The sequence below is a fragment of the Vibrio sp. YT-16 genome, assembly GCF_033337405.1.
Taxonomy (GTDB): Bacteria; Pseudomonadota; Gammaproteobacteria; order Enterobacterales; family Vibrionaceae; genus Vibrio; species Vibrio alginolyticus.
Map to the genome: position 1 here is coordinate 447,712 of NZ_JAWOQQ010000002.1, position 15,925 is coordinate 463,636.

A 15,925-nucleotide genomic window follows, 5' to 3' on the forward strand; every position below is an offset into this window, starting at 1 on the left:
TTATTAAATCGACAGTAATGTGAATTTTATTAAAGAATAGAAGAAGAAGCTTACTTAGGTGCTCGCCGTTGCTACAATTTAGCGCCTTAAAATGATATAAATCGACAACTTCTAAACTAAAAGGCGCACGTTTCATGCAGCTTACTGCCACTAGCAAAGCACAGTTTTTTATTCAAAATGAGTACCATCACGTCGAAATAAAAGAGAACAGTGTTTTATTAAGCTCGATAGGCAGTGAAGAACATATTCCTTTTACGATCTGGAATGGCAAAGTTAGCGTAAAGCGTGGGTTATTATGGAGCTCTTTACAGTTTTTTGCTCATGAACACGAAGGCAAACAACAAAGCTGGCTAGTCCAAGGTTTACCGTGGCCGCAATGCCGAAAGTTTGCGCTTGAGGCCGTTCGTCAATATCAAGAGTGGCACAACACTCAGTGCCGAAAACTGGCTGAGTATCTACCTAAGTGGGAAGAAGAGCTTTACAAACTAAAGCACTTGCCTGCTTACTTATCGCATTCTCAAGTGGTCTCCTGGGTTGAAAGCCTTAACCAAGAGTTAAGCGAGATGAAAACCACCCTAGAAGAAGCCAAAATGCGAATGCCGAATCGTATGTCGCAAATAGAGCCTTGGCTCATTGATACCTCTGAGGCGCTTGGTGAGCGTAATCGCGATTGGCTAGAAGCAGAACGTCCAAATTGGGAAGTGCTGTTTAATCAAATTGAATCCTCTCCTTTGAATTTATCCCAGCAATATGCGGTATTGCTCAACGACGACCACAACTTAGTTCTTGCTGGGGCCGGCTCGGGCAAAACCAGCGTTTTAACCGCACGAGTTGCCTATTTGTTGCAAAGCCATCAAGCTCAAGCAGAAGAGCTTCTCATGTTAGCGTTCGGTCGTGATGCGGCGACTGAAATGAAAGAACGCTTAGTAGATAAAGTGGGCATGGCGGCAGACGGTGTGCGCGTCAACACATTCCATCAGTTGGGCTTGTATATTCTTAAACAAGTCGAACAGCAACCTGTCGAAATTAGTCCTTTAGCGTTGGACGAAAATCAACGAACAGCATGGTGTGTAGACTGGTTGAAAAAACATTGGATGACACCCACCAACTTTAAACGTTGGCAAAAACATTTAGACAAATGGCCGATTGCGTACCTAAAAGGGGATGATGAGTTAGGAAGCCATTCAGAAAATCCAAAACTGATCGCTTGGCTAGATTCGCAGCTGTCTCATTTAGCGGCGGTGGGCTTGACCAAAAAGCAAGTACAAGAAAAGCTCGTAAACCACCAAGACTATACGCGTTTAAATAGTGAACTCGCCTTATGCTGGCCATGTTTTACAGCGTGGCAGAAAATGCTTAAAGAAAGCAACCAAGTGGATTTCCCAACCATGATCAGTCGTGCGACAGATTATGTGAATAAAGGGAAGTTTGTCTCGCCATGGCGCTTTATTATGGTCGATGAGTATCAAGATATCTCTCCAGATCGTCTGGCATTGATTGAAGCACTGTGTGAATCCACTCAGAAACAAGCAGGTGCCACGTTATTTGCTGTTGGCGACGATTGGCAAGCGATCTATCAGTTTGCAGGAGCGGATGTCGATCTTATCACTGGTTTTAAAGAACGCTTTGCTCACTCAACCGTTCATCACTTAGATACAACTTATCGTTTCAACAATCAGATTGGTGATGTAGCGAATACATTCGTGCAGCAAAACCCATCGCAGTTGCCGAAAACACTAAACAGCCACAAACAACGCAAGCAGAAGAGCGTACATACCGCGCCGAGCAATCAAGTGGAAAAGATCTTGGACCACTTGAATCAACAAGCCAAGCAAACCAAGTCAGTTTTATTGCTAGGACGTAACCATTATCATAAGCCCGATTTGTTCGACGATTGGTTGCGACGTTTCCCTAATCTCGATATTCGCTTTATGACTTGCCATGCGAGTAAAGGACGCGAAGCTGACTTTGTGATTATTCTTTCTGTGGATGAGGGGCAATTCCCCGCTAAGAAGAAGCAAATTCACATTGATGGTGCGTTGACGGAGTCCAAAGACAAATTCCCTTACGCAGAAGAGCGCAGGCTATTTTACGTGGCGATTACACGTGCGAAAGAGAAGGTTTGGATTACGCATACTGGTGCGGGATCTGCATTCGTTCAAGAGCTCGTTAATGGTGACTATCCCATCGTGACTTCTCGTTAAATGCAACGTTTAGAATGTTAAAAACAGTAAAGGCGATACTTGGTATCGCCTTTGCTTTATTTGGTTAGCATCAAAGCTTACATGCGCTCAGCAAGATAGGCTTCGTAATCCGGCACTTCGATGTCTACTTCTTGCTCAAGAAGAGGGGAGTTAAACAGGAACTTAGCGGTGGCTCGGTTCGTTGCTACAGGAATATTCCAAACACTAGCAATACGAAGAAGCGCTTTAACGTCTGGGTCGTGAGGTACGGCATTCAGTGGATCCCAAAAGAAAACGAGAACGTCGATTTTGCCTTCTGAAATAAGAGCGCCTAGTTGTTGATCACCGCCCATCGGACCACTGATCATGCTCTTGATCGCAAGTCCAGTTTCTTTACTTAGCATGTGTCCTGTCGTGCCAGTTGCGTAAAGGAAGTGACTCTGTAGCTTTTCTTTGTTTTCTTTTACCCAGCGAAGTAGCTCAGGTTTGCAGTTGTCGTGAGCAACCAAAGCCACATGTTTATGGGTTGGCATGGTACGAATGGTTTTTTGCATCAAGATGTTTCCGTTTGTATGATTTTAAAATTGTTGTGACTCAATAGAACACGTTTTTGGTCTTTCAATCAACAGCCTTAACACGGAATGTCGGCCTATATTCTGACGGAGATAACGATTCTTCGATCGTGTCGTCATGAAGCGTCTTCGGAGTCAGTGGTTTGATGGTTGGTGAGGCATGTTTGTCATACGTTTTACCTCTTAAGTAATGCGTTGCTTGCATCATGGAAAGCCGACCTTGCTGCACCATTTTATCTGTTGGTGCGAAGAGCACTTTGTTACGTAACAGGCCTCGATATACACCATGACTTAAGTACACAGAAACTAAACCGATCTCCTCGGCTTTGCCGGCACTGCGCAGCTCACTGATGGCCGCTTCAATCGCCACTGCACTGCCAACAATGTAATCTATATTTCCCATATCGATCACACGTTGAACTAGGTTACGTTGTAACTCCTTGTCGTTATCTGCCCAAAATGAGTCAACAATGTTGATATCACTTCCCTGTATCGCTTCATAAAATCCGGCAGTAACGGGTTTCGTACCACCACGAGTTCGCGGCCCCAAAAGTAAGGCAATGTTGGTTTTTCCTGACCCCTTTGGATGGCGAGCTGCCAAATATTGACCCGCTTCGTATCCCATCCAATGCCAGTCAACACCGACAGTCCCTTTTAGCAACTCACTTTGTTCTTCATCCAAGTCGAGTTGGTTCACAGTAGCAAAAACGGGAGTATTCCCCACCCAATTTTTAAGTGAATGCTCGTAAGCCTGTGGGTCCACGGTCCCAAGGATAACCGCATCTGCTCCCCATTGGTTACACAGTGCGAGTTGTTGTTCTTGACGGGTTTTGTTTGGGTAGCCGCCCGCTTCAAGGACTCGTAGCTCGACACCTTCTCTTTTCGCTTCGGACACCATTCCATAGTTTACTGACAACCAGTATGAATCCTTTAGGTGAGGGTATATTGCACATATTTTCTCTGCGGCAACCGCTGGCAAAGAAGCAACGAGGGTTAAAGTGGCTGCAGAATGTTTGAAAAATGTGCGAAATGCGTGTTGATTTTTAACCATGAAATGAAGTTCGTTGGCATAGATTAAGTAAACACTGCAAAATATAACGTAATATGTCGCTGAACACGAACATTAAGGTCATGAAAATATGCTGCTAGCAACTGCAAGCATCGGTCGTAAACTTTTGTTGTCTTTCATTGCGATGGCAATACTGGTCATGTTATCGGCACTTATTGGTGTGTCTGGATTTTCTTTGGTTGCCAAAACCGAAAGAAATGTCGTGGATTCTGCGATTCCCGCCATGATTGAGGCGAGACAAGTCTCTGAGTTGAGTACTCGTATTATTTCGTCTGTACAAATGTTGTCGAACGCAAGAAACGAGCAGGAAAGAAAGGAGTCAGGGCGAGTGCTGTTCGAACAGCTCGAGTCTTTACTCACTCACATCAAGGAGCTCGGGAGTGAGTCGTTCGATTCTCAATTGTTAGAAGCTTTAGAGAATAACGTCCAGAACGTTATCGACAATTTGGCAGAACTCGGTGTTTCGGTTGAAAAAAAGCTGTGGCTTGCAAAAGAGATAGATACTCGTGTTGAAGAAATGCGTCTGCTCAGTGAAGAGCTAGAACAACTAACTCGTACGCAAGTTCAGAATACAAGCACCATTGCTGTTGCTAACGTCACGCATATTTATGACTTATTAGAATCGAATAAAAAATCGCAAGTTTATCAGGCGCTAGATGCACTGGTGGAGGTCGATCTTGATCTGACTGAGCGATTGCATGAACTGCACTTGTTGGCCTTTAAAATGTTGAATCAGATTGAAGAGGCTCGGACATTAACGAATATTGAGCGAATTCAACAGGTTCAAAGTGATTTCGATAGCAACCTCAAAATCATGCAACGCCGTGTACTCGCTGTGGAAGATCCTACGCGCTCTAAGCAAATGAGCCAACTGCTCATAGAGCTTGGTAAGCGTCAGGTCGTATTTTCTATACTGATGCAGCAATACGAGAATAACGAACAGTCACAACAACTGATGCAAAAGACATTAGAGTTGTTCTCAGAGCTTAATGGCACGGTCAACAAATTGGTTGATGATTCAAACAAAACCACTACCGTCGCTGTAGACCAATTGACCAGCACACTGAAATTCGCTCAGTGGTCTTTAACCGTTATTTCAATTGTTGGTTTGATTGTATTGGTGCTGATTTTATGGCGTGTGGTGTACCTTTCTGTTGTGAAGCGGTTAGCTGAATATTCCGCTGCGTTGCTGTCTGTGGCGCAGGGTAACTTAGCGGTTGAGTTGGAAGTGAAAGGTAAAGATGAGTTGGCGCATATGGGGCAGGCCATCATCACGGCTCGTAATACCGCGCAAGCACTAAAAGTGGTAGCAGAGGGTGAAGCTCAAGCCAAGCGAGAGCTTGAGGAGCATAAAGAGCATTTAGAAGAGCTCGTTGAGCAGCGCACTTCGCAGTTAAAACAAGCAAACCGCCGTTTGAATGAAGAGGTTTTGAATCACGCTAAAGCTCGCAAGCAAGCAGAGCAAGCGAGCCGAGCAAAATCGGCATTCTTGGCGACGATGAGCCATGAGATAAGAACGCCAATGAACGGAGTGTTGGGGACAGCACGCTTGTTGATTGACTCAGGCCTCAACCCAATTCAAAAGCGTTATGCGGAAATCATTAATCGTAGTGGTAAAACGTTGCTCGCGATCCTTAATGATGTACTGGATTACTCCAAGATTGAAGCGGGGCATTTAGAAATTCGTCACATGGGCTTTGATTTACACCAAATGGTGGAGGACACTTTCCAGTTAATGAACAGTCGAGCACAAGAGAAGAAGCTGCTGTTCTCCTACCATATTGAAAGTGATGTTAGTCGCTACTGGAAAGGGGATGTCACCAGAATCAGTCAGGTGCTGAACAATCTCGTTGGTAACGCGATTAAGTTCACTGACGAAGGAGAAATTGATATCTACGTTAGCCTGAACCCTGAGGACGAGTCGCAAGTCCTGTTTGAAGTATCAGACACTGGAATAGGAATTGCCAAAAAATACCAGAGAACGTTGTTTGATGCCTTCACGCAAGCTGAAGGTGGGATGAGCCAAACTGGAGGCACGGGGCTTGGACTTGCCATCAGTAAGCGAATCATTGAAGCGATGGGCGGTGTTTTAGAAGTCGATTCCGAAGAGGGAAATGGTAGCCGATTCTGGTTCTCTATTCCGTTAGAGGAAAGCGAACCTATTGAAACAGGAACCGTGGCAACCGCACGTTGCAAAGTGAAAGCAAAGGTCTTGCTAGTAGAAGATAATGAAGTCAACCGAGTGGTCGCGGAAGGCTTTCTAGAAAGCATGGGGCACCAAGTCGTGATGGCAGAAAACGGCTCACAAGCAGAGCAACTGATCAGCACACAAGATTTTGATATCGCTTTGGTCGACATCAACCTCCCTGATTGTGATGGAACTGAGTTGATCCAACGCTTAAAGCGGATTGAGTGTGATAAGCCGGCCAATAAAGCGCTTGCCGTCACGCCAATGATTGCAGTGTCTGCGCACGTTTTTGCGGAAGAAGTTGAGCGCTATCTAGCCGCTGGTTTTGACGGATACTTGCCTAAGCCATTGGCAAAAGAGGCACTCGCGGCATTGATTCAGGATGCGCTAGACGGAAAGCCGTTGTTGTTGCCACAAAATGCCGACTGTACCCCGTTTGATCAAATTTCGCCTCAAGAACAAGAGCTACAATCAAAGGTCGTTCAAGCACCTAAAACAAAGGAACCCGATGTGGTTATCATTAATCCGAGCGTGATTGAGTCCGATATGAAAATCTTGGGCAGAGATAAGATGTTGCACATTATTAATCTGTTTAGAGCCACCAGCACCGATGTATTAAGCAAGCTGCAAGCGTCTGCTGAGGACAATGATAGTAAAGAAGTAAAGAACCTTGCCCATAAATTAAAGGGCAGTGCAGGAAGTTTAGGACTAACTGCGCTAATGAACGCTTGCCAAGCAATTGAAGCCGCGCCTCAACCTCTAGATACCTATAATGCGACTAAAGATGATTTAGTTTCTCAAGTGTCTGCATCAATTCAAGCTCTGGATGAGTTAATGGCGAAGTAATCCATCGAGCATTGAAAATAAAAAAACCTCCGGCTTTCCGGAGGTTTTTTCTATTCGGTCATGTCATCTTCCCACTCGAATCGAGTGTCTAGGGCATAAGGGTCATCATCAAAAGGATGTTCCACTTTGCCACGCAAGTATTCGAGTTGATGCTCAAGCATATTGACCGTTTCGTAGTCTCCCTCAGAACAAGCAACGTAAATCTGTTGTTCAAGAGCGGCAATGTTATCTCGGATACCCATGAGAACCCCCTTTAAATCATCATCGATTCTCAAAACGATTATAGTCAAGTAATCCAAATTCGATCGGTTGTTTTGTACGGTACCAATTATGTAAACGATCGCTAAATGACCAGAATTTTTCTGAGCTTCTACGAATCGCAAAATTATCCAATAACTTAACGTAATCGGACTCGTTTTGGATGGCACTAAATTGATCGACAAAATCTTTTACTTGGTTTTCGTTGATCGAGAAAAATGCCGCAGGGTAGCTTCCCACAACGCCGCGTACAATGGTCATATCATCGTTAGCAAAGTCACGGTTACTTTCTTCATCAAACAAGCTAGAGATGTTTGTGTGTGCATTGTTGTGAAGTAAGGTGAACAGTTCATCTTCCCCTGATTGACTTCTCACCATAAGCATAGTGATTTGCGGAACGGTTTTTAGGCCTTCACCACGAACGTGGTCAATACGTTTTAGTTGCTTTTCACTACTCGCAGAAAGAGCCGTGTCTTGAATTTCGTAGCGAGGCAGAAGCACATCTGAAACATGTTCGCTCAACAACTCCACCAACTCCGTTTTTGGATCGTAACTCTTATACTGAACGCTGGTTGGTTGGTTAAACGGCTTCACATTTCGTTGTAAAAAGTCACTCAACTGCGGGCTTTGATCTTTATACCAGCTAGATTGCAGTTCATGGCGCATATCGGCGGGTAACAACGAGATAAAGTTACTTTCGCCTTCTAGACGCAAGAAGTCCATAAACATTCGTGTCATGAGCTGATGGCCGAAGTTACCGTAAACGTCAAACCCAGCAACAAGCAAATAGTGGATACGCTCTAGTAACGCGTAGTCAAGAATCCACACTGTTTTAGGCTGCTCACCAACTAACCCTTGAACAACAGAAGCACTATCAAAATGGCGGAATATCGTTAATGCCGCATTATGGTTGGTGCCATTACCGTCCCAAATTACATCGGTGGATAGGTTTTCACCTTCTTTAAACCAGTTATTAGTGAACTCAGATTTAGCCTCTAGGTAGCGAGCTTGCTGGCGCGCGTACTTGACCCAGTTGGTAACAGGTAGCGTGTTACTTTCTTGTTCTGCCGGTAGTTTTAGGTTATCAGCCTGAGATCGGTAAAACTCATTTACTTCTGGGATGTCTGCTTTATCTGGATCAAGGAAAAACACCCAAAAGCGATCATTGATAACATTCAATGCCAGTTGGCCACGACAAACTGGGCCTTTGATGTATGCCATTATTGTATTTTGTGCATTATCTAGCATGAACTTAAAGCGCGATTTCACTGGAAGGTCGATGAATGATGTCATCGGGTTTGCAGCAACTTCTGGTGCATAACTCGGTAGCTGGCTAACCGTGTAATCAGCATCAATAAACCAAGTTTTCCAGTTCTCTATGCGTTGCTTGTTTACCGCGAATGGCATGTGAGTTTTATCTACTATGGTCCCTTGCTCTGGAATAATTCGATAAAACACACGTTCAACCCCTGGATCATCGTACGGGCGACGCGTTGAAATACGTTTGACGGGCTGTCCTGGTGGTGTAGCAGAGCGGACGAGCGTGAAGAATCGGGGATCTTCATCGAGTTCTGAAAAGTAGAGATGAGATAAAAACAAATGCTCATATATATACCTAGCCATCAGCTGATTTTTCAAATCAGAGTGGTTAAGTAATGTTTCGTACTTATCTATTTGCGCTTGCTCATTCTCACTAACAGGTTGGTGAACGTTCATTATTGCGCCGTTTTCCAACCAAGTCATGAGTGTGTGGTATTCACTGTTTGATAGATTTGGCATACCAAAAGGCATGCCCCAGGTTGGGTTATCCTTCTCGTATTGCTCGTATTCTTCAATCGTCGGACAGGTTTGCTCTCGGTCTATCGAAAAGTCAAAGCCTTCTAACTGGACTTGGTCAGGCAATGGGTGGCGCTCTTTTTGTTGTAGCAAACGTGCGATAAGTCCTGCATCAATGTTGGCTGCCATGCTTTGATCACGTTCGTTGAGAACCGGATGAAAACCCGCATCGCGCCACTCTTGGGTTGTTTCTGCATCTTCGAATAAGCGTGTTGGTGCTGCGGCTGTGAGTCTTGTTCCTTCATATACCAGTGCTTTACTCGCACCACGGTCAATGCCCTCAACAGAAGAGAGCTTAAGTTGGCATGGTGCATCGTAGCACGCGTGGCAGACGACACAGCGGTTATCCATAATGGGTTTAACTTCGCTTTGGAAGAAGTTTGCTTGAGGGGTTTCCACGTCAACTGTGCGTTCACGCACGAGCTGTGGACCAAACAGTTGGTCATAGTTAAGACCAGCATAGGTTGCACAGCCGGCAAACAAAGTAGCAATGCAAAGTGTAAAAATTAAGCGCAAATTCATTGAGTTATTTTACGTGATTAGAATTTGCATTAATTAAAGCAAAATAAGCGGTCAATTACCAAAAGTTGGGTCAATTAGCGTTAATTTTTCTGTTGATTGTCTGAGCGCTTGAAAATGTAACCCTGGCGGTGGACTGTCTGAATTCTGTCTGTTGGAACGCCTTCGTGAACTAGACGCTTTCTCATTCTGCTCATGTGCATATCGAGTGCTCGATCATGTTCAGTAAATTCACGTTTTAGTACTGTTTCGTAAAGAAAATGCTTACTAAGCACTTGATCTTGATGGTGAGTGAGAGTTTGCAGCAGCTTAAATTGAATGCTTGTTAACTGAACAGATTTCTTGTTTGGCAAGTAATTGAGTACCACAGAGTGAGTGCGCTTATCTAGTAATAGCTCCTCATCATTATGGTGAACGCCGTTGTGTTGGCATTGGGAAGTTTTTCCATTTGAAACCTTGGAGTCAAGCACACGGGTACCTTAATTATTAATAGTAGTAAAACGTATTATCATTAATATTTATATAAAAGCAATCAGGTACTTTATGAGCACTGTGATATGCGTAGACAATCTTAATACTTGAGATTACCAGTAGTGATGAATGATGCGATGGCGCTCTGAACTAAAGTGCTATTGGAGTGCGTATTAGCTACAAATAACGGTGTAATGTTAGGCAAAGATAGAAAGAATTCTCATTTAGTAAATTCGCTTATCCGCCATTTGTGAACTATACATTCTGTTGCAGGAAGCACTTTTCTAATACACACAGAGGTTTATATGACAGCGAAATATGGCGTTAAACGCCGATTAGCGATTCTTGCCGCCGCTTTAATCGGTGCGACAAGTAGCAGTATCGCAGCAGAGAAACCAAATATTCTCGTCATTTGGGGTGATGATATTGGCCAGTCCAATCTCAGTGCTTACACGTTTGGCTTGATGGGGTACAAAACACCAAATATAGACAGTATCGCCAAAGAAGGCATGATGTTCACTGACTATTACGGTGAGCAATCTTGTACAGCGGGCCGTTCTACTTTCATTACGGGCCAAACCGTTCTTAGAACAGGTTTGAGTAAAGTGGGGCTTCCAGGTGCTGATCTTGGCTTGAAGGAAGAGGACGCAACCATTGCCGAAATGCTGAAGCCGATGGGCTATATGACAGGGCAATTTGGTAAAAACCACTTAGGTGATAAAGATGAGCACCTTCCTACTAATCACGGCTTCGATGAATTTTTTGGCAACCTTTATCACTTGAACGCCGAGGAGGAGCCAGAAAACGTCGATTATCCTAAAGATCCTGAGTTTCGTAAAAAGTTCGGTCCGCGCGGCGTTATCCGTTCGTACGCTGATGGCAAAATTGAGGATACAGGACCTCTAACTCGCAAGCGCATGGAAACCGTGGATGAAGAGACGTTAGATGCGGCACTCGACTTTATGGATCGTGCAGTCAAGGCTGAAAAACCTTTCTTTGTCTGGTGGAACGCAACTCGTATGCACTTCCGTACTCATGTGAAAGAAGAGAACTCTGGAAAAACAGGCATCAGCGAGTATGCAGATGGTATGGTCGAGCATGATAATCATGTAGGTCAGCTGCTGAAAAAAGTGGATGATTTGGGTATTAAAGACAACACAATCGTCTTTTACTCCACCGATAATGGCCCACACATGAACTCGTGGCCAGATGCAGGCACAACGCCATTCCGTGGAGAGAAAAATACCAACTGGGAAGGTGCGTACCGAGTTCCTGCGATGGTACGTTGGCCGGGTAAAATTAAAGCTGGCTCTGTTTCGAATGATATCATGCATCACATGGACTGGATGCCAACGTTCGTTGCTGCCGCGGGTGATGACAATATCAAAGAGAAATTGCTCAAAGGTTATAGTGCGAATGGTAAGAAATTCAAAGTTCACCTAGACGGCTATAACTTCCTACCATATTTGACTGGTAAAGAGGATAAGGCCCCACGTGAAGAAATTTTTTACTTCTCAGATGATGGAGACTTAACTGCACTTCGTTATAACAAATGGAAGCTGGTCTTTATGGAGCAACGAGCAAAAGGTACGTTGCGTATTTGGGCTGAACCATTCACCACACTTCGTGTTCCTAAGATCTTCAACTTGCGTATGGATCCTTACGAAGTGGCTGATATCACTTCTAACACTTACTACGATTGGATGCTAGACCGTGCTTACATGCTTGTTCCTGCGCAAGCTTACGTAGGCAGATTCCTTGAAACGTTTAAAGAGTTCCCACCAAGGCAAAAAGCAGCAAGCTTCTCGCTCGATCAAGTGATGGAGAAACTAAAAGAGAACCCAAATAAGTAAGAAAAGCTAAGTGAAGTTCCACATCTAGAAAGAGGCTCATTAAAGTGAGCCTCTTTTTTTATCTGTAAAATTCTATCTATTAAGGTTTGTAGAAAGCTTGATGACGAAAACGCCTAACGCTTCAATTGACAAGATTTATAAACAAATTGGTTCGTAGTGGGCTGCCGTTAAGTTGGCTTTGATTTTTTCACGTAGAGCGATGTGGGCTGGGTTGTTTACCTCTCGCTTATGGTAGACGAACTTGTAAGGGATAGAGCGTATCGAAATGGGGCAGGGCAAAATTTGAAGTTTGAGCGCTTTGCTCCACTTGTTTGCAAAAGATTGAGACACGATCCCTAAACTGTCTCTTTGGGCGACATACAGCGCCATGCCCGCTAGCGAAGATGTGATCAAGTCGACTTTTCTTTCTTGAATTGTTTCCTTTGCTAGTTGCTCGAACCCCGACATGTTGTTCCATTTTCCTGAAAATAAACAGTGAGTTTCCTCATAAAATTGCTCTTTTGTGAGCGTGCCGTGTACACGGGGATGGTTCTCACGACAGATAACCACGGCTTCTTCCTCATAGGCATCTTCAATAATAAACGCTGCATCTTTCGTGATCACCGTATCGATTACTAGATCGACTTTTTGTTGTCTTAACAGCTCAAATAATAGGAATTTTTCGGGTGGTGATTCATAAAAAATAGTGTTCTTTATCGGGTCCATAATGTGCAACAAAATTTCCGAACAACACACTTCAAAATGATTTCTATCAGATATCGCATTGTCAATAATACTAACCGCTTGCTGGAATTGCGGCAGTAATTGATAAGCGGTGGAGGTTAGTGCGATACCTCGTCCTTTTTTAACGAATAATTGCTTATCTACGACTTGCTCTAAACGCTTTATTGCAGCGCTCACAGCAGGTTGTGTAAGCCCTAATTGTTCCGCGGCTTTTGTATAAGATTGAAACTCCGCAACAACAAGAAAAGTTTGGATCAAATTCAAGTCCATAACGTCACTCATAAATTTAATTTATAGGTTAACTAATTTTGACTGCATTTATCGCCTGAAATTAGTGCTTTATCTTATATCAACAATGGTATTGAAAAGCGAATACCGTTTTTTACGCACTAGCGAACTCTTGGAGATAATATGAAAAATGCGACCAAAACGAGCAGTAAAAAACTCGTACTTAACGCATGTACGTTAGCATTAGGCGCTGCATCTGCAGTTGCACATGCAGCGGACAAACCCAACATTCTTGTCATCTTTGGTGATGATGTTGGTTACTGGAACCTTAGTACCTATAACCAAGGCATGATGGCGTACAACACGCCAAACATCGATAGCATTGCTAAAGAAGGTGCGAAGTTCACTAACTTCTACGCACAGCAAAGCTCGACAGCAGGCCGTTCTTCATTCATCACTGGTCAAATGCCAAAACGTACAGGTCTATCAAAAGTGGGCTTACCAGGCGCTCCGGAAGGTATCTCGGAAAAAGATCCGACGATTGCAACCGTGCTTAAACAAATGGGTTACGCAACTGGACAATTTGGTAAGAACCATTTAGGTGACCGAGACGAGCATCTTCCTACCAACCACGGTTTTGATGAATTCTTCGGCAACCTATACCATTTGAACGCAGAAGAAGAGCCAGAGAACGTGGATTACCCTAAAGAGCCGGAGTTCAAGAAGAAATTTGGCCCTCGTGGCGTTATCCATTCTTACGCTGACGGCAAAATCGAAGATACCGGTCCACTAACGCGTAAGCGTATGGAAAATGTTGATGGTGAGTTTCTTGATGCCGCAGAGAGCTTCATAGAAAAGCAAGTAAAAGCGGACAAGCCGTTCTTTACTTGGTTTAACACCACTCGCATGCACAACTTCACACATGTTCCTGAAGAATACCAAGGCAAAACAGGCGCTGGTTTCTACGCGGATGGTGTTAAGCAGCACGATGACCAAATCGGTCAGCTACTTAACAAGATCAAAGAGTTAGGTGTGGATGACAATACAATCATTGTTTACACCACTGACAACGGCCCTATGGTTGATTTGTGGCCGGATGCTGGGATGACACCGTTCCGCTCAGAGAAAAACACTGGCTGGGAAGGGAGTTTCCGTGTGCCAATGTTGATTAAATGGCCTGGAAAAATTGAGGCAGGTAAAACATTCAACGGCATGATGTCATTAGAGGACTTTTTCCCGACACTAGTTGCTGCGGCAGGTGATACCAAAGTTAAAGACGAATTACTAAAAGGCAAAAAAGTTGGCGATATGGACTACAAAGTTCACCTAGACGGTTACAACCAACTGCCATATTTAACGGGTAAGTCAGACAAATCCGCACGAAATGAGTTCGTTTACTGGAGCGACGACGGCGATCTTGTGGCATTGCGCCAAGGAAAGTACAAGTTCCACTTTATGATTCAAGAGAATGAAACGGGTATGGATGTATGGCGTAAGCCGTTCACTAAACTTCGTGTGCCACTGATCTTTGACTTGAGCATTGATCCATTTGAACGAGGCGATCAAGGCATGGGTTATTCTCGTTGGATGTACGAGCGTTCATTCTTAATGATGCCAGCAATGGATACAGTGAAAGAGGTGATGGGTACATTCAAAGAATTCCCGCCTCGTATGGAAGCAGGTTCGTTCGTACCTAAGTCTTCTAAGTAAATTAAGATTATATAGCGCTTTTTGGAGCGCTATATACCCAAATAGCTTCACTTTTGCTGTACAGCGCTCACGAGGTTATTTGGGTATATGTAATAGTGAGAAACGTATGAGTAAGATTTCCCCTCGCCATTCTACTACTATGCCTATTGTTCCTCTTAAAACGGCGTCTAAAGCGCCTGTTCTGGGCGCGTATGACCGTCGATTCCATGTGATGGCAAAGCCAGGTGGAGCAAAGTGCAACATCGATTGTCAGTACTGCTTTTATCTGCATAAAGAAAATCTACTGCACCAAGAAAAGCAGCCAAAAATGGACGACGCAACACTGGAAGCGTTCGTGAAAAGCTATATCGAAAGTCAGGATGGCGAAGAAATTGTATTCTCATGGCAGGGCGGGGAGCCGACGCTGCTTGGGTTGGACTATTTCCGCAATGTCGTAGCTTTGCAAAAGAAATATCAGCCGAAAGGCGTTCGCATTGAAAACGACCTTCAGACCAACGGCATTTTGCTAAACGATGAGTGGTGTGCGTTTTTAAAAGAGCACAACTTCCTAGTTGGCTTGTCGATTGATGGACCACGAGAGCTGCACGACAAATATCGCAAAACCCGCAGCGGTAAGCCAACGTTTGATCTCGTGATGAAAGCGGTAGATAAGCTCAAAGCGCATGGCGTGAAATTCAACGCGTTGGTCACGGTGAATCGTCACAATGCGAAATACCCGCTCGAAGTATATCGATTTTTAACCCAAGAATTGGGTGTGACTTATATTCAGTTTGCGCCGGTGGTAGAAGCCAACAACTTCCAAACAACCGCGCCGCAGTTTTGGAACGAACAGATGATCCCAACCAAAGGCAGTGATCTGGCTAAACCGGGGCATCCTATGTCGATTGTAACGGATTGGTCAGTCGATCCTGAAGACTGGGGACGCTTTTTAATGGCGACCTTTGAAGAGTGGGTGAATAACGATCTTGGCCGTGTGCTGGTTAATCTGTTTGAAACCGCGGTGGCGCAAGTAATGGAGAAACCGTCTCAGCTTTGCGTGACGGCGGAGTTTTGTGGCAAAGGGTTGGCGATTGAGCACAATGGCGACGTGTTCAGTTGCGACCACTATGTGTATCCAGAATACAAACTCGCCAACATTCATGAACACTCACTGAATGAAATGGCCTTCTCTACAAGACAATATACTTTTGGCATGGCAAAACGCGATTCATTGCCGACGTATTGTAAGCAATGCCCTTACTTGCCTTATTGTTGGGGTGAGTGCCCAAAAAACCGTTTGATCAAAACGCCGAATGGTGAGAGTGGTCTAAACTATTTGTGTTCGGGAATCAAAATGTTCTTTGATTATGCGTTACCGATGTTGGTTGGTCTTGCACAACTTCTCCAATCTCAAGAACCGCAAAGATAACATAGTGAATATAACCTTAAGTTATTTCATTTGTTCTTATACTTAACTATCGAAAAGACGG

11 protein-coding genes are annotated in these 15,925 nt (G+C 44.2%); 5 read left to right on the plus strand and 6 right to left on the minus strand.

Annotated features, from left to right (window positions below; all coding sequences use genetic code 11):
* Window positions 1–134: 134 nt before the first annotated feature.
* Window positions 135–2,204, plus strand: a complete 2,070-nt coding sequence (gene helD / locus R7F07_RS05245; RefSeq protein ID WP_005376572.1) for a DNA helicase IV — start codon at window positions 135–137, stop codon at window positions 2,202–2,204.
* A 77-nt stretch (window positions 2,205–2,281) separates the two neighbouring features.
* Here helD and R7F07_RS05250 read toward each other — a convergent pair whose 3' ends face one another.
* On the minus strand, window positions 2,282–2,737 hold the full coding sequence (locus R7F07_RS05250) for a methylglyoxal synthase (RefSeq protein ID WP_005376571.1): 456 nt from the start codon (window positions 2,735–2,737) through the stop codon (window positions 2,282–2,284).
* 64 nt (window positions 2,738–2,801) lie between these two features.
* Window positions 2,802–3,851: a TMAO reductase system periplasmic protein TorT gene (gene torT, locus R7F07_RS05255; RefSeq protein ID WP_081051359.1), complete on the minus strand. Its 1,050-nt coding sequence runs from the start codon at window positions 3,849–3,851 to the stop codon at window positions 2,802–2,804.
* Between the two features lie 43 nt (window positions 3,852–3,894).
* Between torT and torS the strand changes: the two genes are divergently transcribed.
* Window positions 3,895–6,858 carry a TMAO reductase system sensor histidine kinase/response regulator TorS gene (gene torS / locus R7F07_RS05260; RefSeq protein ID WP_005376567.1) on the plus strand — a complete coding sequence of 988 codons (2,964 nt, stop codon included), beginning with the start codon at window positions 3,895–3,897 and terminating at the stop codon, window positions 6,856–6,858.
* A 50-nt stretch (window positions 6,859–6,908) separates the two neighbouring features.
* Here torS and R7F07_RS05265 read toward each other — a convergent pair whose 3' ends face one another.
* The 3 genes from R7F07_RS05265 to R7F07_RS05275 all read right to left on the minus strand — a co-directional run bounded on the left by R7F07_RS05265 (window position 6,909) and on the right by R7F07_RS05275 (window position 9,941).
* A complete protein-coding gene (locus R7F07_RS05265; protein WP_005376565.1) occupies window positions 6,909–7,100 on the minus strand; it encodes a hypothetical protein in 192 nt (63 codons plus the stop codon).
* A 19-nt stretch (window positions 7,101–7,119) separates the two neighbouring features.
* The gene (locus R7F07_RS05270) at window positions 7,120–9,474 is read right to left on the minus strand and encodes a fatty acid cis/trans isomerase (protein ID WP_171342899.1); all 2,355 of its coding nucleotides are present in this window, start codon (window positions 9,472–9,474) and stop codon (window positions 7,120–7,122) included.
* A gap of 80 nt (window positions 9,475–9,554) precedes the next feature.
* Window positions 9,555–9,941, minus strand: coding sequence for a winged helix-turn-helix domain-containing protein (locus R7F07_RS05275; protein WP_005376561.1), 387 nt, complete (start codon window positions 9,939–9,941; stop codon window positions 9,555–9,557).
* Between the two features lie 306 nt (window positions 9,942–10,247).
* On the opposite strand from R7F07_RS05275, the gene R7F07_RS05280 reads away from it, so the two are divergent.
* Window positions 10,248–11,795, plus strand: a complete 1,548-nt coding sequence (locus tag R7F07_RS05280) for an arylsulfatase (RefSeq protein WP_005376560.1) — start codon at window positions 10,248–10,250, stop codon at window positions 11,793–11,795.
* Between the two features lie 135 nt (window positions 11,796–11,930).
* On the opposite strand, the gene R7F07_RS05285 is transcribed toward R7F07_RS05280, so the two are convergent.
* Window positions 11,931–12,788 (minus strand): LysR family transcriptional regulator, encoded by an 858-nt coding sequence (locus R7F07_RS05285; RefSeq protein WP_005376559.1) that lies wholly within the window; start codon window positions 12,786–12,788, stop codon window positions 11,931–11,933.
* Between the two features lie 141 nt (window positions 12,789–12,929).
* On the opposite strand from R7F07_RS05285, the gene R7F07_RS05290 reads away from it, so the two are divergent.
* Entirely contained in the window at window positions 12,930–14,456 is a 1,527-nt protein-coding gene (locus tag R7F07_RS05290; RefSeq protein ID WP_171342900.1) for an arylsulfatase, read from the plus strand.
* A 106-nt stretch (window positions 14,457–14,562) separates the two neighbouring features.
* Window positions 14,563–15,864 (plus strand): anaerobic sulfatase maturase, encoded by a 1,302-nt coding sequence (locus R7F07_RS05295; RefSeq protein WP_137282694.1) that lies wholly within the window; start codon window positions 14,563–14,565, stop codon window positions 15,862–15,864.
* Window positions 15,865–15,925 lie beyond the last annotated feature (61 nt).